General features: G+C 64.8%; 21 protein-coding genes. 3 read left to right on the top strand and 18 right to left on the bottom strand.

Translation table 11 applies throughout. From position 1 onward, the window contains the following. The first annotated feature begins 187 nt into the window (after positions 1-187). A complete protein-coding gene (locus tag QN245_RS09975; RefSeq protein WP_317845203.1) occupies positions 188-517 on the top strand; it encodes a hypothetical protein in 330 nt (109 codons plus the stop codon). Between the two features lie 154 nt (positions 518-671). Here the strand turns inward: QN245_RS09975 and QN245_RS09970 are convergent, their stop codons facing one another. The 3 genes from QN245_RS09970 to QN245_RS09960 form a co-directional block, all read right to left on the bottom strand. Continuing rightward, entirely contained in the window at positions 672-995 is a 324-nt protein-coding gene (locus QN245_RS09970) for a hypothetical protein (protein WP_317845202.1), read from the bottom strand. A 229-nt stretch (positions 996-1,224) separates the two neighbouring features. Next, positions 1,225-1,521 carry a hypothetical protein gene (locus QN245_RS09965; RefSeq protein ID WP_317845201.1) on the bottom strand — a complete coding sequence of 99 codons (297 nt, stop codon included), beginning with the start codon at positions 1,519-1,521 and terminating at the stop codon, positions 1,225-1,227. Between the two features lie 8 nt (positions 1,522-1,529). After that, positions 1,530-5,693 carry an RHS repeat-associated core domain-containing protein gene (locus QN245_RS09960; protein WP_317845200.1) on the bottom strand — a complete coding sequence of 1,388 codons (4,164 nt, stop codon included), beginning with the start codon at positions 5,691-5,693 and terminating at the stop codon, positions 1,530-1,532. Between the two features lie 409 nt (positions 5,694-6,102). On the opposite strand from QN245_RS09960, the gene QN245_RS09955 reads away from it, so the two are divergent. Continuing rightward, on the top strand, positions 6,103-6,720 hold the full coding sequence (locus QN245_RS09955; RefSeq protein ID WP_317845199.1) for a hypothetical protein: 618 nt from the start codon (positions 6,103-6,105) through the stop codon (positions 6,718-6,720). Between the two features lie 298 nt (positions 6,721-7,018). After that, complete coding sequence (locus QN245_RS09950; protein ID WP_317845198.1) at positions 7,019-8,296, top strand: S1 family peptidase; 1,278 nt, start codon at positions 7,019-7,021, stop codon at positions 8,294-8,296. Positions 8,297-8,396: 100 nt separating this feature from the next. Here QN245_RS09950 and QN245_RS09945 read toward each other — a convergent pair whose 3' ends face one another. The 15 genes from QN245_RS09945 to QN245_RS09875 all read right to left on the bottom strand — a co-directional run bounded on the left by QN245_RS09945 (position 8,397) and on the right by QN245_RS09875 (position 22,532). Continuing rightward, positions 8,397-8,555, bottom strand: coding sequence for a DUF2274 domain-containing protein (locus QN245_RS09945; protein ID WP_425612954.1), 159 nt, complete (start codon positions 8,553-8,555; stop codon positions 8,397-8,399). A gap of 137 nt (positions 8,556-8,692) precedes the next feature. Continuing rightward, positions 8,693-10,015, bottom strand: a complete 1,323-nt coding sequence (locus QN245_RS09940) for a TraB/TrbI/VirB10 family type IV secretion system protein (protein WP_317845197.1) — start codon at positions 10,013-10,015, stop codon at positions 8,693-8,695. Between the two features lies 1 nt (position 10,016). Continuing rightward, positions 10,017-11,045: a P-type conjugative transfer protein TrbG gene (gene trbG / locus QN245_RS09935; RefSeq protein WP_317845196.1), complete on the bottom strand. Its 1,029-nt coding sequence runs from the start codon at positions 11,043-11,045 to the stop codon at positions 10,017-10,019. Beyond that, on the bottom strand, positions 11,042-11,746 hold the full coding sequence (trbF, locus tag QN245_RS09930; RefSeq protein WP_317845344.1) for a conjugal transfer protein TrbF: 705 nt from the start codon (positions 11,744-11,746) through the stop codon (positions 11,042-11,044). The genes trbG and trbF overlap by 4 nt, the downstream gene beginning before the upstream one ends. Before the next feature lie 26 nt (positions 11,747-11,772). Next, positions 11,773-13,167, bottom strand: a complete 1,395-nt coding sequence (gene trbL / locus QN245_RS09925; RefSeq protein ID WP_317845195.1) for a P-type conjugative transfer protein TrbL — start codon at positions 13,165-13,167, stop codon at positions 11,773-11,775. Next, on the bottom strand, positions 13,160-13,465 hold the full coding sequence (locus QN245_RS09920; protein WP_317845194.1) for an EexN family lipoprotein: 306 nt from the start codon (positions 13,463-13,465) through the stop codon (positions 13,160-13,162). The genes trbL and QN245_RS09920 overlap by 8 nt, the downstream gene beginning before the upstream one ends. A 14-nt stretch (positions 13,466-13,479) precedes the next feature. After that, positions 13,480-14,235: a P-type conjugative transfer protein TrbJ gene (trbJ, locus tag QN245_RS09915; protein WP_317845193.1), complete on the bottom strand. Its 756-nt coding sequence runs from the start codon at positions 14,233-14,235 to the stop codon at positions 13,480-13,482. Between the two features lie 12 nt (positions 14,236-14,247). Then, the gene (gene trbE / locus QN245_RS09910) at positions 14,248-16,707 is read right to left on the bottom strand and encodes a conjugal transfer protein TrbE (RefSeq protein ID WP_317845343.1); all 2,460 of its coding nucleotides are present in this window, start codon (positions 16,705-16,707) and stop codon (positions 14,248-14,250) included. 8 nt (positions 16,708-16,715) lie between these two features. Further along, on the bottom strand, positions 16,716-17,012 hold the full coding sequence (locus QN245_RS09905; RefSeq protein WP_317845192.1) for a VirB3 family type IV secretion system protein: 297 nt from the start codon (positions 17,010-17,012) through the stop codon (positions 16,716-16,718). After that, the gene (locus tag QN245_RS09900; protein WP_317845191.1) at positions 17,009-17,392 is read right to left on the bottom strand and encodes a TrbC/VirB2 family type IV secretion system protein; all 384 of its coding nucleotides are present in this window, start codon (positions 17,390-17,392) and stop codon (positions 17,009-17,011) included. The genes QN245_RS09905 and QN245_RS09900 overlap by 4 nt, the downstream gene beginning before the upstream one ends. Then, a complete protein-coding gene (gene trbB / locus QN245_RS09895) occupies positions 17,389-18,363 on the bottom strand; it encodes a P-type conjugative transfer ATPase TrbB (protein ID WP_425612953.1) in 975 nt (324 codons plus the stop codon). Before trbB ends, QN245_RS09900 begins: the two co-directional genes overlap by 4 nt. 50 nt (positions 18,364-18,413) lie before the next feature. Next, the gene (locus QN245_RS09890) at positions 18,414-18,878 is read right to left on the bottom strand and encodes a CopG family transcriptional regulator (protein ID WP_317845190.1); all 465 of its coding nucleotides are present in this window, start codon (positions 18,876-18,878) and stop codon (positions 18,414-18,416) included. Further along, on the bottom strand, positions 18,875-20,872 hold the full coding sequence (locus tag QN245_RS09885; protein WP_317845189.1) for a conjugal transfer protein TraG: 1,998 nt from the start codon (positions 20,870-20,872) through the stop codon (positions 18,875-18,877). The genes QN245_RS09890 and QN245_RS09885 overlap by 4 nt, the downstream gene beginning before the upstream one ends. Before the next feature lie 228 nt (positions 20,873-21,100). Beyond that, complete coding sequence (locus QN245_RS09880) at positions 21,101-21,334, bottom strand: EexN family lipoprotein (RefSeq protein ID WP_317845188.1); 234 nt, start codon at positions 21,332-21,334, stop codon at positions 21,101-21,103. Between the two features lie 259 nt (positions 21,335-21,593). Continuing rightward, positions 21,594-22,532 (bottom strand): hypothetical protein, encoded by a 939-nt coding sequence (locus QN245_RS09875; RefSeq protein ID WP_317845187.1) that lies wholly within the window; start codon positions 22,530-22,532, stop codon positions 21,594-21,596. Positions 22,533-22,682: the final 150 nt, after the last annotated feature.

The raw sequence follows: 22,682 nt of genomic DNA, 5'->3' as shown, positions 1-22,682 counted from the left end.
CTGAGCACAAAGCGCCACCCTGCCTTGCCTGCCGGCGCAAATCGGTTTCGCCCCCTGCATGACGAAGCGACATGCCTCAAGGCTGGTTCGGGCATTCCACCAATGCCAACGGCTTTCTTCAATTCTCCATGGCGCCTGGATGGCCGGGTGTCTCAGCCAATGAGACGCCTTCGAATAGCATGGCGCCATGGCACTACCTGAGCACTTCTCGTGGGAAACAGACCAGTGGGGCAAGACCTGGCTGAAATGCCACCATACCGTCGTCGCGAACGTGAGCCGCACCGTGTTCCCGGACGGTCGCTGGATAGCGAACGTCAACCGCCACGACCAGCGGGTTACCAGCCACCCTTACGCGTACTTTCGGTCGCAGGAATCGGCCATGCGCTCCGTGGAGCGATGGGTTCACGCGCACGCTGAGCGCCTATTGCGGGAAATCGAGACCGGCGCGCGGCGAAGGGCTCCGGAGCCGCCTCCCAGCCGCGCGGAAAAACAGCTTGCCCGGAAGATGCGCGATTGAGCGCGGCCGGCGAGTTGGACGTTGGGACCCACTTGCGTGTGACCGCTATGCGGCAATTACCTAGTTGCGGCGCATGTCGTAGAAAGCGCACCCTCGGCCCGCTGAGTTGTCGGAGCCAATTCTTGCAGACTCTCCGCACAAGCATGCATGACGGTTAGGGCAGCTTTTGGGGATCCACGAAGACCACAGGCGTTCCGGTAGCCGAACCGATGGGCAACTGTTGCTGCGCGCCAGGCGTCACGACCAGGACGGTCAGCACTTCGTCCTGCAAAGAATTGATCTGCACGTACTTCACGCCCTGCTGCTCGAAGGTGTAGACCTTGAACTTGGGAGAGAGGCTGACGTTCTTCGCACCGGCAGGGAGACGTTCGCCCAGGCCCTCGATGGCGTGCGCATCTGTCGGCACTGGCTCGGCTGCGGAGGCAGCGGCCGAGCCCAGGATCGTGGCACTCAGAAGCAGCCGTAGTTTGAGGCTCATGGTCCGTCCTGGAAGATGCCGCACTGGCGATAGAAATAAGTTACTGCGTAGCAGCTGGGCCAGCAAGAATGCTGGACTCATGCTCGTCTACACGAGTAGACGATTGACTGGAGAGGTTATGGCTGGATGCGAAGGCGAATATCGCGCGACACCCGTTACTTTTTCGCCGACGCAGCCTTGCCAAAAGGCTGGTGACGCCAGCAGCAGCTAACGCCACACGTGGGCCATTTCACCATCCGTACCTAGCTTTGACCTCTATCAATGAAGCACGGAGTTGATCGACATCAAACATGTCCCCTTTCAACTGCTCCGTAGTGAGGCATTCCACAGGAGTGCCCGGTTCCGTCGCCGTCAATGCTGAGCCAGATTCGTAATAGCTATAGACGTCTTGAAAATACCAGGTATCACCATCCACATCTTCGTCAGAAAGATTCACTCCGAGGAACACATAAGCTCTTATCTCTGGGAAGCGCATCTTCGGATCAAGGTATGTGACCCTGTAATAAATTTCGTCAACCTTCTTCATTGATCCACCTATTGGCAAGCGAAGAATTCTTCATCCGCGCAATTGCAGTTGACCTTTCGCTGCGATGATTTTATGGGATTGCCACCTCTGATTCCCTTGATTTTCCAATCAATGGAAACATAGCAGCCCTCAACTCGCGTAGGACAGCGCGCTCTGCAGATATCCATTTCCGCTGCACTGCACTTATCTGTGCGGGGTAGCCCCCTGCTCTCACTGTAGGGCAAAGACTCCGAGGGAACCGGCATTACCGGATCCACAGGAAGCGGCGCAGTTCTTGGAATCAGCCTGGGCAATACCGGATTGAGACGCGGCAAAATCATAGGAGCGAGCCCACTCGGATCAGGAGTGGAAAGTGGACTACTCGACACGTACGCGTAAGAGGCAATGCCGCCGCTCAATCCGATCGGATCACTCTGCACATACCGTCCCTTACTCGGCTCATAGTCGCGGAAGTAGTTCTGGTTGAGCCCACTCAGCGCGTCATAGCGCTGCCCCGGGAAACGCATGTCGAACACGAAAGCGGTACCGTCATTGTCCGGATCCTGATCCGGCGCGGTGGTGCCGAAGGCCTCACCCTTCAGGTCCCAGCGCCAGATCGCCACGTCGCGCACCGGGTCGATCACTGCGCGCGGCGTGCCCAGGTGATCCGGCTGCACGTAGCGCAGCGTGGTCTTGGCCAGCACGCCCACCGGCAGGTCATCCAGCCAGATCGCCTGCTGCACGACTGCACCATTGGCATCGTAGTCGCCCAGCCATTGGCCGTTCTCGTCATACAGCGTGTAGGTGTTGGTACTGCCCACCCGCCGCACCTGCTCGCCACGGCCGTTGTACGCATAGTTCGCCACCACCGTGCCGCTGCGCTTGACCTGCGTCATCCGGCCATGGGCTCCGTACACGTATTGAACGGCCGTGCCGCCGATCGCGGTGGTGTTGCCGGCCGCGTCATAGCTGCGTGCAGTACCGGCGACGCTGCTCAGGCGGTGGCTGGTGGCCGGATAGCTATAGGTCTGAGTGGTGGTGTTGACCTTGGCGCTGAGGCGGTTGCCGGTGGCGTCGTAGGTATAACCATCGATCACCGTGTCGGTCGGGCCATCCTTGAATGCAGTCAGCCGGCCCAGCGGGTCGTAGTCCAGTTTGACCACCTGCGCGGTGTTGCCCGGCGCGGTCAGTGCGCTGAGATTGCCGACCGGGTCGAAGGCGAAGCCCACCGCCAGGCCATCGCTGCGGGTGTCGTTGACCGCCAACGGGCGGTAGTCCTGGTCCAGCACACGCTGCATCGGACGGCCGTTGCCGTAGGTCCAGCCGGCGACCGGACCGAACGGATAGTAGGTGGCCTGGCTCAGCAGCACCTGGCGCGTGCCGCCAGGTGGGGTCACCCCAACCTCAGTCGTCTGGCCCTGGGCGTTGCGCACGTAGTCCACCACCGCGCCATCCGGGTAGGTCAGCCGGCTCAGTTGCCCGGCCTTGGTGTAGGCGTAGCGGACCACGAACACCTTGCCGTTGGTGGTCTGCACCTTGCGCACCAGATCGCCGAAGCGGTCATAGCAGTAGTCGGTGCTGCCGCTGCCGTCCTGCATCCGGGTCAGGCGGCCGACGCCGTAGGTCTCGCCGCTGGCACAGGTGCTCTGGCTGACGTCGTAGGTGTAGCCGACGTTGAGGCTGGTGGTCGGATACACCACCTTGGTCAGCCGGTTCTGCGCGTCATAGGTGTAGGTGGCCTTGACGTTGCGGGCATCGGTTTGCGTAGCGCGGTTGCCGGCACTGTCGTAGGTGTAGGTCGTGCTGCCGGTGTCCGGGCTGGTGAGCTTGGTCAGGTCGCCCAAGCCGTTGTAGGCGTAGGTCGTGTTCAGGCCTTTGGGATCGGTCACCTTGGTCACGTTGTCCAATGCGTCGTAGCCGAATTTGGTCTCGGCGGCGATTCCCCCCACATCTTCCAGCGTGCTCGCCAGGCGGTTGAGCGGGTCGTAATCGTTCTGGACCACGTGACCGAGCGCGTCGGTGACAGTCTTGGTGTTGCCGTTGGGGTCGTAGCCGAAGTCGGTCGGATCGCCCTGCGCGGTGGCTTGTGTCGCCAGTTGGCCGAGCTGGTTGTACACGCGCGAAAGCGTGCGCTTGAGCGCACCCGATGCGTCCTTGGTGTCTTCCTTGGAACGATTACCAGCATTGTCCAGGGTGTAGTGGATGGTGTTGCCGGCGTTGTCGGCGATATCGGTCAGCCGGTGCGCGGCGTCGTAGGTGAAGCGGGTAAACGCGCCATCGGGCTGGGTCACCTGCTTGACCAGGCCGGTCGGCCAATAGTCGATGGTGGTGATGCGGTCATCGCTCTCGCTGCTGTCGTCGGCCCCACGCACCTTGCTGGCGGTCAGCCAGCCGCGCGGGTGATACGTGTAGTCGGTGACAACGCCGTTGGCGTTCTTCACCGACAGCACGTGGCCGGCGCCGTCGTAGGCCAGGTACTCGGTGATCTGGCCGACCGCATTGGTCACCTTCCACAGGTCGCCCTTGCGGTGCGGGCAGGTGCTCGGGGACGTGGCGCAAGTGCTGTCATCGGTGGCGTAGTAAGCGTACGTCACCTTGTCGGCAACATCACTGCGCGGACCATCCACCGAAGTCACCAGGCCCACCAATGGGCAGCGGCGTGCATCGACGTCGGCTTGCTCGCAGTACGTCGTCGTAGAGGTACGGGTCGTACCAGTGGTGGGGTCGGTACGCGAAGCCGTCAGCGCCTGACCGCGCGTGTTGTAGGTCCAGCTCCACCTCGACACCAATGCATTCGACGCATCGTAGATGCGGCGCTCGGATGGCATCCTGAAATCGGCATGCCAGTCGGTCTGCTCCGTACGTTTCTGCCCGTCCGTATCATTGGCCGCGCTGATCCGCTGGGTCAGCAGGCCGCGGCTGTCGTAGTCATCATCGGTCGTGACACCCTTGAAGTCGGTGAGTAGATCCGGGTATCCGTTGGCGTCGTAGCTGCGCTGGCTGACCTGCGAAGCTCCGCATTGGCTGCACAGCTGGTCCACCGCCGTCTGCTTGGCACGGCCCAGGGCGAACTCGTACGAATAGGCGACGACATTGCCCAGCGCGTCGGTCACCTGCGATTGCTGGGAACCGAAGCTGATCGCCACATGGTCGATGTCGCTGTCCGCACCGCCGTGGCGACTTGCCACGGCGCGGCCCTGACTGTCGTACTCCCAGTTTGCATAGGCCTGGCCGGATTCATCCACGATGCCGGTCAGCAGCAGCGGATCGGTGCTGTCGCCATAGACGTAGCTCAGGGTGGAGAACGCCGGCGTCGTGGCATCCGTGGTCTGGTACTGGACTTTACTCAGGTTCTGCTGGACATAGGCGTACTTCACCTGCCGCCCATCCGGCCGCTTGACTGAGGCCAATCGTCCATTCGAATAAGTGAACTGCAGCCGGCGGCCACGTACGTCGGTGACGTCCTGTAGCGCGCCGCCGCTGGTGTAGCGGAGAGTCAGGATGTCGCCATCGAGGTAAGCGATGCGCACCAGCTTCCCATTCATATCGAAGCGATAGCGGGTTTCGTCGGCCCCCACGACGTCCCAGCCGGTCTGCGCCCCGCCTTGCATCACCGGCAGCAGGCGTTCCTGCACGTCCGCGTCGGGTTGCCACACGTCCTGCCCCTGGTTGACGAAGCGATAGCTGTCGCCGCTGGGCAGGTTGAGACGGCGCACCGGCGTGCTGCCCTCGTCAGCGGACGTCAGCGCAATCTGGAAGCTGTGCCTCCAGCGCGGCCCCAAGACGCTTCCCGGATTGGCATCGATGGCTACGCTGCTGTAGTGGCGCTGCAGCGACAGGTGACCAGAAGCATCGCGCACATCGATCTCGGTCTGGAGCTTGATACCGAGCGCCGCGTTGATCGGATTGCCCACCTGGATGGACCCGGTGGTCACACTGCATTGGTTGTTCTTCCCTACGTCCCAGGGCTTCGTCGCCGCGCCGCCGCAGTACTCGGCGATGATGTCGGGATTGTTGCAGTAGTAGGTGCCGAGACCGAAGTCGGCATTGCCGGCATCGTTCCGGCAATTCTGTGTACCTGGAACCGCGCCGGCATCCTGATACAACGCCGCGCACTCCGATGGCACCTCAGCCCTGGCCGGCACGAGCGCCACGCAGCAGAGCATCCCCCAAATCCATGCAAATCGACTCATCCTGTCGTCTCCCGTTCGTCCTGCGGGCGGTCGAATGCGGCAACGCGGCATCCTTCCGGCGTCGGTCACTGCCGCATGAGCGGCCAGCGAGCGCCGCCGACTCTAGCCACATTCCCACCGCGAAGTGTTAAGAAGAACGACGGGTCCGCGGTGCCGGCTGCATCTGGCAATGACGTGACAATGGCATCTCAGTTCGGTGCGTCCGTAGATCGCGCTCGGTCGCTCAAATATTTGCGGGCACCGGAGCTGGCGCAAGCACAATGGGTTACCCGATCCCTCCCGCGGTAGGGGCCACCTTGAAACTAGGATCGGCGATATAGACCCCATCCCCCTCACTAGGCGGCGCACACAAACAATAGCGTCGGCAGAGGCCGCCATTCATGGCTAAATTTCACCAACGTGCCGTGGCTTGAGCCCGACGCACCCATTCCAAAGGCATCACTTGCACCAACACCCTATCTCGACTCTGGCTTTGGCCGCTTGCCTGACCGCATGCTCTGGCGGCTCCGAAGCTGACAGCCATGAAGCCGAAGCGTCCCCAGGACTTACCAGACAACAGACTGAAGAGAACAAACAACTGCTCGCATCCAGCAGCAAGGTGGACGACCAGGCACAGCGCATCCTCGGGCCGAACTATGGCGGTTTCTGGGTCGAGGAGCGTGATGACAATTCCGTGCGACTGGGCATCGGGGTTGCGGGGAACATCGACGCGACCCGCAGGAGCCAGCTCATGGCACTGCCGGGGGCCTATCTTGTCCCGATGAAATACAGCTATGCGTCCTTAAGGACTATGCAAGCAGACATCATGGAGTTCTTCCGGCCGATGGCGGAAGGCATTGAACCGATCGTCTACACGGCGATGCTTTTCCAGAAGAAAAACAGTCTGGAGATACGAACCAAAAGCGAAAATATCGAAAAGGTGAAAGCACTGCTTCAACAGCGAGGATTTGACCTCGGCGCACTGACTTTCCAAGCACAAGAGTACCCCTTTGACTTTTCATATTTGCAGCCTAAAAAAGTTCCATAGCACTACCGCGACCAGGCAACATCTGCCGCGATAACAGATCAACCCACAAACTGATGGTGACGTTACATCCCGGCGACTTAGATAGCTAGCACCGAAGATGATCATCGCTTAATCGCACACATCTTGTGCCCGCGGCACTGAACGAACAACATGCAAATTTCCCCCATCTGAAATCAGGAATTTCACCTTTATTTTGCTAATGGGATCATAGTCCCAACCCGAAGAAATCCTTAAGTTCAGAATGATTCATGTGCATTGAATATGCACATTTATTGATTCTAAAATAAGGAAATCGGGAATGCATCTAAAATCTGGACTTGCAGCGGCAGTAGCAGCAGGATTATTAGTCACCTTCGGATGCTCCGCACAAGTCAACGATCACCCAGTAAATAATCCAGGCAGCATATTCCTCAGTCAAGAAGAGGCAATGAAAGCAGCAGGTTCTGAAAAGTACGCCAACGAAGCAAACGCAAAAATTTTGGCATCCGCCACCCAGTCGAAAGAAAAAGCCCAGGCCATTCTGGGTGCGAGCTATGCTGGAACTTGGGTAGAATATCTCGATGATGGAACCGTACGTCAAGTGATTGGCGATGCGGGGAACAGCGGAACAAGTCAAAAGAAAGAAATTCTTTCCATGCCGGGGGTTGCACTCGCCCGCGTTAAGTACAGCATTTCCGAATTAACGTTGGTCCAGCAAGCAATCATGGAGTATGCCCAAAAAGAAGCGACCGGCAAAGAAGAGCCTCTCATATATACGGCGGCGCTGAGCCAGAAGAGGAATTCTCTGATAATTCGGGCCAGAGCCGAGAACCTTGAGAAAGTGAAATCACTTCTCTGGCATGAGGGTTTCGATCTAAGCATGCTGGAGTTTGAGCAACAAACCGGCTCGATAACCTTCATGGGAACCGTTCATGGAGGCACTAGAATTGCAGTGGGCGAGGGCCCGCCGAGCACACAGGCCCTCGCCTGTACAACCGGCTTCAACGTCGTTGTCGATAATATATATCCAGCATCAATTACAGCAGCACACTGCTACGAAATGAGGAAGTGGAAGAACGTTTACTTCAATCTCGGGGGAAGCCCGACGGGTGTGATAGTAGGCGACCAGATCGGTGAATTTCTAGCTAACGGATGGCCGGATAAGATGGATGCTATCCTCTTCGGAAATACGAACTTCGTGCATAAAGAAAGCGGCACGATGCTTGCGACTATCCAGAGCTCTGTGGTCAAAGTGAAAGACCCTGTCGATATGAAGGAAGGAGAGAAAGTCTGCACGTACGGCGGAACGAGTGGATGGCGGTGTGGAAAAGTAGTAAGTACAAGTTGGCTCACCACGGTCGGCACAGAAACGAGGTACTACACGGCCGTTGATTTTTGCGGCGCACCCGGAGACTCTGGAGGTCCAGTAGTAACAGAGCAATACAATGCCTTGGGAATTTATGTCGGCGCTGCGGCAGAAAACTCCGGCGACACCTGCGGATCCGTTTTCGGTGGCGCGCAACGCCCCTATTCGCTGGTACAACCTCTGAAGCCTTATCTTACGAAGTTTCCCAACGTCAAGATCAGAACGGATTGACCCTTCTGTTTTGCGGCCTCCCGGCGTAGAACTTGGAACGAGAAAGCCGCCCATCTCGGGCGGCTTTCTTTTCAGTCGCTGTCGTGACCGGCTGACCGGCTCATGGCTCTTTCCGAAACCCCCGATCCCCCGCCATGAACGCTTCCAGCATGTAGGGGATCAGCGCAGCCGCATCGACGGTCTCCCCATAGGTCTGCCCATGCAGCGCGGCATAGCGGTCAAGGTCGGCCTTGAGCCTCGCTGGGCAAGCGAAGGTCATCTTGGTGCTGTCGGTCCTCGGCAGCGGTCCCAGCCGCAGCTTGCGGCGGCTCTGCAGCGCACGCGCGGCGCTGCTGCCATTGCCGCGCCCTTCGCTCTTACCGCTGTCGTTGGCCGGAGTGCTGTCGTTGCCCTGGGTCATTGCGATGCTCCCTGTGGTTTGCCATTGGCGAAAAAGATTGGCTGGTACGGCCGCAGCACCAGGTCCCGGTTGACGACGATGCGCACCGGCAGTCCGGGGCGGGCTGTCAAGGCGGACTGAACGTTGAGGTTCCGGCGCGTCAGCTCCTGCCCCACCTGGTTCACGGAGTCCTGCAGTCCGTCCCGGCCGGCGATGACGATGCGGTTGCCGTCCTGGCGGCTCTCCGGCGCGGCCAGTTCGGCTCCCACGCCCAAGAGCGTGGTGAGCGCCGCGCCGGCCAGCAGACGGTCCCAATGCCGGTCCACACCATCCTCCAGGCCCGCGTAGCCGGCCGGATCCGTGCCCACGAGGTTGTCGAGCGTGAGCGAGGACGTGTCGGGCAGGATGATCCGATGCCAGACCACCTGCAGGCGGCTCTGCCCGAAACTGACCTGGCTGTTGTAGCGGCCGAAGATGCGCGAGCCCTGCGGGATGAGCAGGTGCCGGCCCGTGGCGGTGTCGTACACGGGTTCGGTCACGGTGCCGATGACGTCGCCCGGCAGGTCCGAGCGGATGCCAGTGACCAGGGCCGCGGGGATCACCGATCCGGCCATGACCTGGTACGGCGACGCAGGCATCTGCAGTTTTCCGGAATTGCGGGTATCCGGCGTTCCGGATTTCAGGAAAGCCTCTTTCTGGTCTTGCCGGTTCTGCACGGTGGCTGGATCGTTGGCCTGCGGCGCTATCGAAGCCGGCCCTGCGGCGAGCGGGTCGAAGGCCGCGAGCGCGGATGCGGGTGGCGCCGAAGCACTTACGGCTGATGGCGCCGCGGGGGCCGCGGCCGTCCCCGGACGGTTGTTGCCGGTGCGGAAGAACACCGACGATCCCGCGGCAGCTTCGGCCTCCTTGCGCAGGGCATCGCGCTCAGCCGCAGCGGCGTCCTGCCCGGGCGGCGAGTAGGTCGCCACCGCGGGTTGCTGCTGCGATTTGAGGATGGCCGGCCCCAGGTCGCCGGGCAGCGGCGGCCCCAACTCAGGCACCTTGGGAGCAGCCGGTGGCAGTTGCGAGTAGTCCTTCGGGAGCGCGTCCAGCCCTTCGGATTTGGCGATGCGATCAACGTTGTAGAGCTCGGGCTGTTCGGTGGCTGCGCGCCGCTGCGGCTGCAGCGACCACATCAGCGCCCCGAGCACGGCGGCGGAGAGGCCGCCGATCAGGACCGCGAGCGTGCGGCGGTTGAGCCGGGTCACGGCGCGCGGCTGAGCGCGCAGCGCGACGGTCTCCGGCGCCACTTTGGCAGGCCGCTGCGCGGCGCCGCTGTTGGGCAGGTCGTCCTGAACCATGTCAGTCCCTCCGCGATCCGTCCGTGCGTTCGATGCGCACCACCTCGCCCTCGCCCGCTTTGCCGTCAGCACTCTTGCCACCGCCCAGGCGCAGTTCGGCCGCGCCGAACAGGCGATCGACGACGTAGTACGGCGACCGGAAGCGGTAGTTCACCAGTTGCGCGTCACCTTCAGGGCCGATGACGAACAGCGGCGGCAACTCGCCCTGCGCGATGCCGGGTGGGAACTGGATGTACACCTTCTGGCCGTCGTCGAATGCACGCAACGGCTTCCATGGCGGATTGCCACCAGTGATCGCGTAGCGGAACCGGATCTGTTCCAGCGAGAGGCCGGCATCGACCGGCGCAGCCGCCTGCGCAGCCTGGACCTGGCGCTGCAGCGCCAGCATGCGGTCCTTCGGATAGTCCCAGGAAACGGACGCCATCCATGCCTGTTCGGTAGAGGTCAGCTCCAGCAGGTAGGTGCGGCGGCTGGTCTTGATGACGAGATTGGTGTGCAGGCCCGCGCGGATCGGCTTGACCAAAATGCTCACCCGCTGATCGGCGCCACTGCCGCTGGTGGTGTCCCCCACGATCCAGCGCACCGTGTCGCCCGCGGCCACTGTGACCAGTTCCTCACCGGCCTGCAGCGCGATGTCGGTGACGCGCCCCGCGGCCGTGTACACCTGGTACAGGGCACCATCGGTGTACGGCCACACCTGGATCGCGTTGACGTAGCCGTCGCGCGTTGGCGCGACGCGCGCCTCTGCGTTGGCGCGGGAGACCCGCACCGACTCGTCCGCCGGCTCCGGCGCGGGCTTGGGTTCCACGGCGGCCGGCAGTGGCTTCATCTGCGCCGGCATGGGCAGCACTTTGGGCACCTCCACCACTTCGACCGGCTTGGGCGGCTCGAGCAGCGGCTGTGCCTTCACCGGCTCGTCGAGCGGGATGCGCGGCGCGGGCCGACCCTGCGATGCACAGCCGCCCAACGCGACCGCCGAAGCGATCACTGCGGCCAACATGGAAGCGGAAACACGGAAAAATGAACTCATGGCTTGGCTCCTTCAGGTGCATCGAGTTCACGGCTCCACGAGAGGCCGTTGACGTAGATGCCCAGCGGGTTCTTACGCAGCCGCTGCTCGGTGCGCGGGGGTTGCAGGACGATGGAGACGACCGCGGTCCAGCGTTCGGTGCCGGCCAGCGCGCCGTTCGCGAAGCGCTGTTCGATCCAGCGCACGTTGAAGGACGAATCGCTGGCGCGGACCACGCTGGTGATCTGCACGGTCACCGACTCCTTGCCCACACGCGCGAACGGATCGTTGGAGCGCGCGAAGTCGTTGAGCAAGCCGGCGCCCTTGTCCGTGGTGTAGCCGTAGGCGTCGAGCCAGTTCTGGCGCACGACGACCGGATCGACGGACAGCGAGCGCACGCGGGTGATGAACTGCGCGAGGTGGTAGGCGATCTGCGCATCGTCCGGGCGGTAGGTGGAGGCTGCCTCGCCGACCGCGCGCACCTGCCCGGAACGGTCCACCTCCACCACGTAGGGGGTGACGATCGATTGCGCGGAACGCCAGACCAGGCCACCGGCCATCAGCAGGGCCAGCGATAGGCAGCCAAAGGCCATCAGCCGCCAGTTCTTCGCCTGCACGCGGGCCGAGCCGATGCGCTCGTCCCACGCCTGGGCCGCGGCCTGATAGGGAGTGGCGGGCTGCGGTGTGTCGCCATAGCGCACCCGCGGTCGTTTGAATCGCATGGGGTTCTCCTTGATGGTCAGGTGTGTCATTCGTCGGGGTCGCGCAGGCTCGGACCCTGCGAGGAGCCGCCGCCGTCCCCACCGCGCAGGGCGTTGGCGGCCGTGCCTGCCGCATGGCCAAGTCGCTGGCGGCGATGCAGCCGCTTCGCCCATGCGGGCTGCGCCGAATCGGCGCCGCGCGCTGCGGCGCCAGCGGCAGGCTCTGCGCGCGAATCGCCACCGGCCGCTTCACCGGCCGGCTTGCCCGTGCCAGCGGCGCCACCGCTGGCGCCGGCGTCGAAGGCCGCGGCCATCCGTTGCTCGAAGGCCCGGAATCCAGCCGCGGCTTTGTTGCCTGCCGCGCGCATGCCCGCCCTCGCCACTTGCCCGAGGCCGGCGGCTACGCCCTCCGGACCACCGCCAGCTGCTGCGGAGCCAGCACGGAAGGCGGAAGACGCGCGGCCGGCCGCGGAGGCCGCTGCGCTCGCCCCGCGATCGAGTGCGCGGGCCGCGACCGGCGCCATGCGCGCTCCGGCCGCAACGGCACTGCCCACGCCGGTCGCTGCAGCGCCGATAGCGACGGCGGTCCCGGCCGCGCCCACCGCCGCACCGGCCATCGCACCCGCTCCCAGCTGCGGCGCGCCGGACACCAGCCCGGTAGCGATGCCCGGGCCGAAGATGCCCAGTGCCAGCAGCGTGAGCGAGGCGAGCATGATGACCAGCGCGTGGTCGATCGAGGGCTCGTCGGGATGCACCTGGAACTCGGCGAACAGACCCGTGCCGATGCCCACGATCACCGCCAGCACCAGTACCTTGACGCCGGAAGACACGACGTTGCCAAGGACTTTTTCGGCGAGGAACGCGGTCTTGTTCCACAGCGCGAACGGCACCAGCACGAAACCGGCGAGCGTCGTAAGCTTGAACTCCACCAGCGTGACGAACAGCTGCACCGCCAGCACGAAGAAGCACAGGATGACGGTGAGCCAGGCCAGGAACATCACGACCACGGGCGTGATGTTGATGAAGACATCCGGGAATCCGGCCATCTCGCTGACCTGCTCCAGGATGGGCGCCGCCGCATCGATGCCGACCTTCGCCAGCCTGCCCGGCTGCAGGAAGTTCTCCATGCCCATGTCCGTCCCGCTGGCCGTAAGGCCCAGGCCGGCGAAAGAGCGGAACACGATCCCCGCCAGCTGGTTGAAGTTGCCCAGCATGTAGGCGAACGCCCCCACATAGAGCACCTTGCGGATCAGCCTGGCCATCACGTCCTCGCCCTGGCCGGAGGCATGCCCCAGCGCCCAGTACAGGCCGGCGAGCGTCATGTCGATCGCGACCAGCGTGGCAGTGAGATACGCCACCTCGCCCTGCAGCAGGCCGAAGCCCGAATCGATGTAGCGCGAGAAGGTGTCGAGGAAGCGGTCGATGATCGTGACGTCATTCATGGCACGGCCACGTCGGTGGTTCAAAAGTGGCAGGCAACGGCGGGATCTCCGCCAGCGTGCGGTACTCGCCCGCATCACTGCGGCCGGACAGCAGCCGCTGGAGGTCGGCGCGCGCTACACGCTCGCACAACTCGTCGTTCGGGCGCCCCGGCGAGCCGTGCATGCAGCGCGTCCGCAAGGTGTCGAGCAATTCGGGGTCGCTGGCCAGCGCGTCCACCGAAGGTAGTTGCGGCATGCCGCAGCCCGAGAGCGCAGCGCCGAGCAGGCACAGCGCGGAGAGCACAGGTATGCGTGACATTGCGCGGCCTCCCATCAGCGGCTGTAGAAGTCCACCGGCTGCGGGGTGTACGCCGTACCGCTGCCGAGGAAGCGGCGCGTGATCTCGCGCCCGCGCTCCGCCGCGGCGGACTGCCGCGCCAGCTCCAGCGATGCCGCGCGGTCCTGCGTGATCTGCAGTTGCTGCGCCTGGATGGACTGCTTCGCCTGCAGGGCCAGCAGCTGGTTGGTCGCCTGCATGGCCTGCAGCGCGCCCGTGGCCGACTGGCTCTGGCTGACCAGGTCGGCCAGGGTGCTTTCGTCCTCCCGCAGGTTCTGCGAGACCTGCGCCTGCATGCGCATGGCGGTGTGCAGGCCGTCCAGGGTGTTCTTCCAGTGCTCGCGTGCATCGCGGTACATCTGGTCGCCGCTCACCGTGGCGGCGTATTGCTGCGGGTACAGCCGCGCGAACTCGCGGTCCATGTTCTGCACGTCGTAGGCCAGGCCCTGGGCCTCGGCGATCAGGCGCTCGGTGGTGGCGAGCGTGGAGCGCAGGCGGTTGACGACGTTGAAGTCCAGCTTCGCGAGATTGCGCGCCTGGTTCATCAGCATCTGGGCCTCGTTCTGCAGTTGCCGGATCTGGTTGTTGATCTGCTCCAGCGTGCGGACCGCGGTGAGCGTGTTCTGTACCAGATTGGTCGGGTCCAGCACGATGTCGCCGGCGCCGAACAAGGCGTGCGCGGGCTGAGCAACGCCGAGGGCGAAAATGCAGGCGGCCGTCAGGGCCGCGATCTTGGGCGTGTAGCTCTTCATGGATGTCTCCTATCAGTGGGTGGTGGCGTGGGCAGTGCCAGGTGCGGTGCCCGGGTACTCGCGCAGCAGGTTGGCCGCCCAATCGAGGCGGCGATGGCGCAGCCAGGCGCCCGCGAAGCCGGGCGTGCCGTGCCCGGCGAGGATCCGGTCGATGTCGCGTTGGTCCTGGGGCGTGGACGCGCCCGCGAAGGCCAGCGCGACCGGCCCCAGGTCGAGGTCGAACAGCCGGTTGCCCAGGCGCGACTGGTAGTAGTAGTCGCGCTTGGGAGTCGCGTTGGCGACGATCTCGATCTGCCGCGCGTTGAGGCCGAAGCCCTGGTAGATGCCGCGGATCTGCGGCTCGGTGGCCTGCGGGTTGGGCAGGAAGATGCGGCTGGCGCAGCTTTCGATGATCGCGGGCGCGATGCTCGAATCCTGGATGTCGGCCAGCGACTGCGTGGCGAACACGACGCTGACGTTCTTCTTGCGCAGCGTCTTGAGCCACTGGCGGATGCGCGCGGCGAAGGCCGGCTCGTCGAGGAACAGCCATGCCTCGTCCAGGATCAGCAGCGTCGGCGCGCCGTCGAAGCGCTCTTCGAAGCGTGCGAAAAGGTAGCGCAGCACCGCCTGCACCGCCGCGGGGCTGTGCATCAGCTCCTCCATCTCGAAGCACTGCACGTCCGCAGTGCACAGACGGTCGCGGTCGGCATCCAGCAGGTGGCCATGCGCGCCGCCTAGCACGTAGGGCGCGATGGCCTGGCGCAGCGCGTTGGACTGCAGCAGCACCGAAAGGCCCGTCATCGTGCGCTGCTCCACCGGGGCACCGGCCAGACTGCCCAGTGCAGACCAGATCGCGGCCTTCTCGTCAGGGCCTACAGTCGCTCCCTCGTGCAGCAGCCGGCCCTCGACCCACTCGGCCGCCCAGGCGCGATAGCCCTCCTGGTCGATGCGTGCCAGCGGCTGGAAGGCGATGCCGCCGCCCGGACGGTCCGCGGCATCCGCTCCGAGTTCGTAGTGCTCGCCGCCCAGCCCGAGCACCGTGGCGCGCAGCGAGCGACCCATGTCGAAGGCCAAGACGCGCGAGCCGCGATAGCGGCGGAACTGCATCGCCAAGGTGGCGAGCAACACCGACTTGCCCATGCCGGTCGGGCCGGCGACCAGCGTGTGCCCGACGTCGCCGTTGTGCGTCACCAGCCGGAACGGCGTGGCGCCATCGGTGCGCGTGACAATCAGCGGCGGCGCGTCGAGATGGGCATTGCGCTCCGGTCCCGCCCAGACCGCCGATACCGGCATCATGTGCGCCAGATTCAACGTGGACACGATCGGCTGGCGCACGTTGGCGTAGGCATTACCCGGGATGGACGACAGCCACGCATCCACGGCATTGAGCGTTTCTGGGATCGTGACGAAGCCCCGCGCCTGGATGGCGCGTTCCACCATGCGCTGCTTCTCGTCGGCCACATCCGGATCGGCATCCATTACCGTCACCGTGGCGGTGAAGTAGCCGTAGGACACGTGATCGCTTCCCAGCTCCTGCATGGCCGCGTCGGCGTCCGCCGCCTTGTTGCTGGCATCCGTATCGACCAGCGGCGTCTGCTCCTGGAAGATCGTTTCGCGCAGCAGTGCGACGACGCTCTTGCGCTTGCTGAACCATTGCCGGCGCAGCCGTCGCAACTCCTTCTCGGCCTCGGCCTTGTCCATGCAGAGATAGCGCGTGGACCAGCGGTAGGCGAACCCGAGCCGGTTGAGGTCGTCCAGCACGCCGGGCCAGGTGGTCGACGGGAAGCCGCGCACGGACACCACGCGCAGGTGCCGGTCGCCCAGCATCGGCGCCAGGCCGCCGACCAGCCGGGAATCGGCGAGTAGCGCATCCAGATGGAACGGCACCTCCGGCACCGCCACCGGATGGCGCCGGGTCGAGACGGTGGAATGCAGATAAGCCAGCGTGCCCGCATCGTCCAGCCACGCGATCTCGGGCATCACCCCATCGAGCAAATCGAAGACGCGATCGGTCTCTGCCACGAAGGCCTGCAGCCGCTCGCGCCAGTCCACACCATCGCTGGTGTGGTTCTCGTAGAGCAGCCTGGCCGCTCGCGCGCGCGACTCTTCCGCAGGCAGATAGACGAGCGTCAGGTGATAGCTGCTTTCGAAGTGGCTGCCCGATTCCTCGAACGCGGCGCGGCGCTCCTCGTCCACCAGCCACGACAAAGGCTCCGGAAAGTCGGAGCGGGGATAGTCCGCCGCTGGCCGGCGATCGGCCTCGATGAACAGCGCCCAGCCAGATCCAAAACGGCGCAGCGCGTTGTTCGCGCGCGCTGACGTGGCGATCAACTCGCCCTGCGTCGCACTGTCCAGGTCGGGTCCGCGAAACCGAGCGGTCCGTTGGAATGCGCCATCCTTGTTCAACACGACACCCGGCGCCACCAGCCCCGCCCATGGCAGCCAGTCGGCCAGCATCGCCGGCCGCTTGCGGTATTCGGCAAGGTTCAGCATGCCGCCCCCTACACGTCTAGCAGCGGCGGGTGCTTGATGTGGCGCGCGAAGACCTGCATGAACTGCCGGTCCAGCTTCGCGCCCCACACCGCCAGGGAATGGCCGGCGATCCACAGCAGCAACCCGGGAAGCCACAACTGCAGCCCCATGCCCACCGCGGCGGCCAGCGTTCCATTCGCAATCGCGACGGCGCGCGGCGCGCCGCCCATCAAGATCGGATCGGTCAGGGAGCGGTGCAGCGGCACCTCGAAGCCCGGCAAGGTGTCCTGCTCCGTGCCCGGCGCTGCGTCTTGGGCCGCCGTCATACGACGGCCCCCCCGGAGAAGCTGAAGAAGGACAGGAAGAACGACGACGCGGCGAACGCGATGGACAGGCCGAAGACGATCTGGATCAGCTTGCGGAACCCGCCCGAGGTATCGCCGAACGCGAGCGCCAGGCCTGTGGAAATGATGATGATGACGGCGACGATGCGCGCCACCGGGCCCTGGATGGATTCCAGGATGGATTGCAGCGGACCTTCCCACGGCATCGATGAGCCTGCGGCCTGGGCTGCGCCCGCCAGCCCCAGCAGCAGGACCGCGAGCGCCAGGCCACGCACTGCTGGCACGGCGAGGTGGTCCGGTCGCTCGGACCGGAAATGCGGATGGACGGAATTACGGGAAGCAGGAAGATGCGCCTGCGTCATGGCAGTTCTCCAGATGGTTCAGTGGACGGGGAGGATTCCGGCGGAAGCTCCGGAAACGGGGCTTCCAGGGCGTCCGCCAGGTGGTAGCCCGAGCCATCGAAGCCGACGACCTGGGCAATGCTGTCGACGCGGCGCTTGCGGCCGCGTCCGGAGATGTGGATGACGACGTTCACCGCCTCTGCGATCAGGGCGCGTGGGGCGTTCAACGCCACTTCAAGGATGAGTTGTTCCAGGCGCAGCAGCGCTCCCTGCGCGGAGCCTGCATGGATGGTGGCGATGCCACCCGGATGCCCGGTGCCCCACACCTTGACGAGGTCCAGCGCTTCGCCGCCGCGCACCTCGCCGACCACCACGCGATCAGGCCGCAGGCGCATCGCGGAGCGCACCAGGTCCGTCATCGAGACCACGCCAGCCCGCGTGCGCAACGCCACGTGGTCGCGTGCCAGGCACTGCAGTTCCACGGTGTCTTCGAGCACCAGCACCCGGTCGCCCGTGGCGGCGACTTCCGCCAGTAGCGCGTTGGCCAGCGTGGTCTTGCCGGTGCTGGTGCCGCCGGCGATCAGGATGTTCTGCCGGTCGCGCACGGCATGGCGCAGGAACTCCGCCTGCTCCGCGCCCAGGATGCCATCGGCCACATAGCGCTCCAGGCCGATGACGTGCGCGGCGTGCTTGCGCAGCGCGAAAACCGGTGCCGGCGATGCTGGCGGCAACACGCCCTCGAAACGCTCTCCTGTCTCCGGCAGCTCGGCGCTCAGCAGCGGCCGGTCGCGATGCACCTCCGCGCCGACGTGCGTTGCCACGAGGCGGATGATGCGTTCCCCATCGGCCTCGGACAGTTCGAACCCCAACGGCACGCGGCCGCGGGACAGCCTGTCCACCCAGAGGGAGCGGTCGGGGTTGAGCATCACCTCCACCACGTCGGCATCGGCCAGGGCGGCACCGATCACCGGCCCCATGGCGGTGCGCAGCATGCGCACGCGGCGATCGAGCGTGCTTGCCGTCGAAGTACCAGCCGCGGGCATCACGACGCGCGCTCCTTCACCTCGGCGGCTGCCACCGCGTCCTCCATGCGTGCGGCGTCGGGCTGCATTTCCCCCACGACGTCCCGCACCAGGCTGCGGCCACGCAGCAGGTGGCGGGCCAGTTGCTCCACGAACTGCTCGAAGCGCGCCCTGCCCTGCGCCCGCGCCGCCTCCTGGTGGGCCTCGGGGAGCGGCGTGCTGACGGTCAGGAAGTAGCGCACGTACAGCGCCAACGTCTCGATCAGGATGGCCTGGTCGCGCTCCAGGCGCTCCAACTGCCGTGACAGACGGTCCAGGCGCTTAGCAATGGCGGCTTCGCGCTGCTCGCCCGCATCCGTTGACAGCCAGGACGCCAGCGCCGCCGCGACGATGGAGGACTTGGATACGCCCTTCTTGGCCGCCAGCTCATCGAGGCGCTTGGCATGCTCGGGTTGGATGAAGAGATTGAGGCGGTGCTGGGTCATAGGTCGATTCCGTCGTCGGGGTCGAGTGAGGCAAGCCGGGCCGTGCGTTGCATGGCCGGATCGAGCTGGCCGGGGAGCGGCAGCGGCGGGTCTTCGTCGTCGAGCAGAGAGAGGTCGTTCGCGACCACGTCCAGCTCAGCGGCGTAGGCGACCGTTTCAGCGAGCTCGGGCTGCCGGCGCGGGCCACCGTCATCCGCGCACGCCAAGCCGTGCGCGGAATCGGGGGCGGGTGCCGCGGGCGTTAGTGGAATCACCAGTTCGCTCCAGTCGTCCGGGCGGCCTGGCGGCGCATCGGCATAGCGGCCCACGGCCAGCTCCGGCGGCGGCAGCACACGCCGCCGGAAGTTGGCGTCCGCGTAATAGCGCAGCTTCTTCGCCTTGATGGGCGGACTGCTGCCGACCATGACCACCGCCTCGTCGGGCGGAAGCTGCATCACCTCGCCAGGCGTGAGCAGCGGCCGTGCGGTTTCCTGGCGGGACACCATCAGGTGACCGAGCCAGGGCGCAAGCCGATGGCCTGCGTAGTTGCGCTGCGCGCGCAGCTCGGTGGCAGTGCCCAGGGTTTCGGAGATGCGCTTGGCCGTGCGCTCGTCGTTCGTCGCGAACGTCACCCGCACATGGCAGTTGTCCAGGATCGAGTGGTTCTGCCCGTACGCCTTGTCGATCTGGTTCAGCGACTGCGCGATGAGGAAGCTGCGGATGCCGTAGCCGGCCATGAAGGCCAACGCCGTCTCGAAGAAGTCCAGGCGCCCCAGCGCCGGGAACTCGTCGAGCATCAGCAGTAGCTGGTGCCGGCGCTCGATGCCATCGGAACCGTCCAGCGATTCCGTCAGCCGCCGCCCGATCTGGTTGAGGATCAGCCGGATGAGCGGCTTCGTGCGCGAGATGTCCGACGGCGGCACAACCAGATACAGCGACACCGGGTGTTCAGCGGAGATGAGATCGGCAATGCGCCAGTCGCAGCGCGACGTCACTTCGGCCACGGTCGGGTCGCGGTACAGGCCAAGGAACGACATGGCCGTGCTCAGCACGCCGGAACGCTCGTTGTCCGACTTGTTGAGCACTTCGCGTGCCGCGGAAGCGACGACAGAATGCGGGCCATCGCCGAGGTGCGGCGTGGTCATCATCCGGTGCAGCGTCAGCTCGAACGGGCTGGCCGGGTCGGACAGGAAGTTGGCGACGCCGCGCAGCGTCTTGTCCTCGCCCGCATAGAGCACGTGCAGGATGGCGCCGACCAGCAGCGCATGGCTGGTCTTCTCCCAGTGATTGCGGCGCTCCAGCGCACCTTCCGGATCGACCAGGATGTCCGCGATGTTCTGCACGTCGCGCACTTCATGGGCGCCGCGACGCACCTCTAGCAGCGGGTTGTAGGCCGCCGACCTCGCATCCGTCGGATTGAACAGAAGACAGTGGCTGAAACGGCTGCGCCAGCCCGCGGTGATCTGCCAGTTCTCGCCCTTGATGTCGTGGATGACGGCGGACGCCGGCCAGGACAGGAGCGTGGGCACGACCATGCCGACACCCTTGCCGCTGCGCGTAGGAGCAAAGGTCAGGACGTGTTCCGGTCCTTCGTGGCGCAGGTACTGGCGGTCATGCTGGCCGAGGAACACGCCGGCCGGCTGCGTGAGGCCGGCTTTGCGAATGTCCTCCACATTCGCCCAGCGTGCCGATCCATACGTCGTGACCAGGCGCGACTGGCGGGAGCGCCAGACCGACATCGCGATGGCGACCACCACGGCCAGCAAGCCACTGCCACCGGCGATCGCGCCTCCGACATCGAAAATGCGCGAGGCGTAGGCATCGTAGAAGAACCACCACTCGAACAGACGCCAAGGGTGATACACCGGCGTGCCGTAGAGGTCGAACCAGGGCGAGCCCAGGCGTACCTGATAACCCAGGGCCGCGGCAGTCCATTGCGTCGCGCCCCAGACCCCGGCAACCACCATGCCGAGGACCACGGCGACCTGCCCGAACAGCACCCCTTGACCCTGCATTCCTGCCTCCACTTCTCCTTGCACACCCCGGCACGAGCGCGTGCCGGATGGCGAGGATCGGTGTGAGGTCCAGGGACCGTCAAAGACTGTTCTGGCGAGGATTCATGCGCAAAAAATCAAACTTCCAGCAGCGGCGAAAGCCATGAAAAAGCCGCAGGCCCGGGAGCACTGCGGCGTAGTGGGATTCAAGTGCGAAGCGCCGTGCTTCGCGCGCCATACATCCCGGCGCTATGGCGACTTCTGCTCCGGCCGATCTCCGAGGAAGCGGCGATTGAAGGCATGTGCCGCCTTCTCGCACAGCGCGTCCGAGACCTTCTCGCGCTCTTCGCGGCACTGGCGGCGGATTTCCTTCAAGCGCTCAGGATTGGCCACCAGCGAATCGACCGTCTCGGCGGGTTGAGACGGGCTGCAGCCGGCCAGCAGCATGACAAGCAAGGGGATTGCAACGGGTGTCTTGTGCATCAAGTGTTCTCCACGAATTGGTGCTGGCGCCGCAGCGCCAGAGACTTCCTGTTGGTGCAACGCTTCGCAGCCGCATAGGGGCAGCCAAAGCGCGCACATCGTAACGTCGGGCCGTCTCGATGTGCACACGGGTTCGCGCGCTCCAAGAATGGCGGATTTTCAGTTTGAGACAGGGGTCAATTTGAAAGTGCGCGCAAGGGATCCGCGCCAATGCAACGCGTTGCCGCGTGCTTTGTTGCCCAGCGAATAGACCGCGCCGTCAGGCAGCGCAGGCCTCGTCGCGAATCGCCAGACTCGACGTACCGCTCAGCAGCAGCCGCCTTGCGTCCACTACAGCAGCGCTGCCCTCGGCCGTCAGCCCGCCGGCGTCATTCAGCAGCCGCACCTGAAGCAGCCGAAACTGCGCAGCGCACCACGACTTCAGATTGTGCTGCTGGACCTGGTCGAACTCCGCGTAGATGTACTCCACCGGCAGGCCTCCCGCGGTGCTGTACCGCGCGTCCAGTGCGGACAGCACACGGCGCGCCAGCGGATCCAACCGCTCTGACAGCTGTGCCAGCATCCAGGCGCATTCCTGCATCCGCAGGTCGATAGCAAGCAAGGTCTCGGCCATGCACTCCAACTGGTGGACGACATCCCGATAGCTGCCGGCAAAGACGGCGCAACGCACATCGGGTTGATCGCACACGCAGCGCGCCAGATCGCCCAGCCCACGCAACAATGCGGCATCGATCGCCCCGCCCAGCACCTGCCACGACTGCGTCAGGTACAGCGGAACGGTGCCGTTTGCGATCCAGTGCAAGGTGGGGTTTTCCGCGGCCTCGCTGAAATTCGCGGAGTCGAAGCCCAGCCCCCACGCCACTTGGGATGTGGGGGCCAATCCATGCCAGCCGTACTCCAGCATGCCGCCCGCCCAAGTTGCCGAGGCACGGACCTTGTTCGTCACCAGTCCGTGCAGCGGGCCGCGGGGCAACCGATCCGCAACCCTGGCAAGCTGCGCCGCGGTGACGCCAAGGGCTCGTAAGCGCGCGATGGCGACCGCATGCGCGCTGCCGTCCAATGCGCAGCGCACCGCCGCCAGCGCTCGCGCCAGGTGCAGCACATGCCCGCGCGCCACCGGGTCCTTGAAGCTGCCGGGCTTGGCAAGCGGCGCCAAGGCCGCGCCCAGCGCGTCATGTACGTTGGAATGGGAATGCATGGTCGTGTCTCTCCTCCCGGGTGCCACGCATGCGGGTACCCGGTCTCTCGGGGCGCGAGTCCGCCCCTGCCCTCGCGGGCATGCAATTGATGGAAGTGGAATGCTGGGCCGCTGGCCCGGGCACGTAGTCAGGCCTGGCCACGATCCGAA

Origin of the sequence: Xanthomonas rydalmerensis (assembly GCF_033170385.1) — a bacterium.
Classification (GTDB): Bacteria; Pseudomonadota; Gammaproteobacteria; order Xanthomonadales; family Xanthomonadaceae; genus Xanthomonas_A; species Xanthomonas_A rydalmerensis.
The sequence above is the reverse complement of the archived record's forward strand: the minus strand, read 5'-3'. Positions and strand labels throughout refer to the sequence as shown.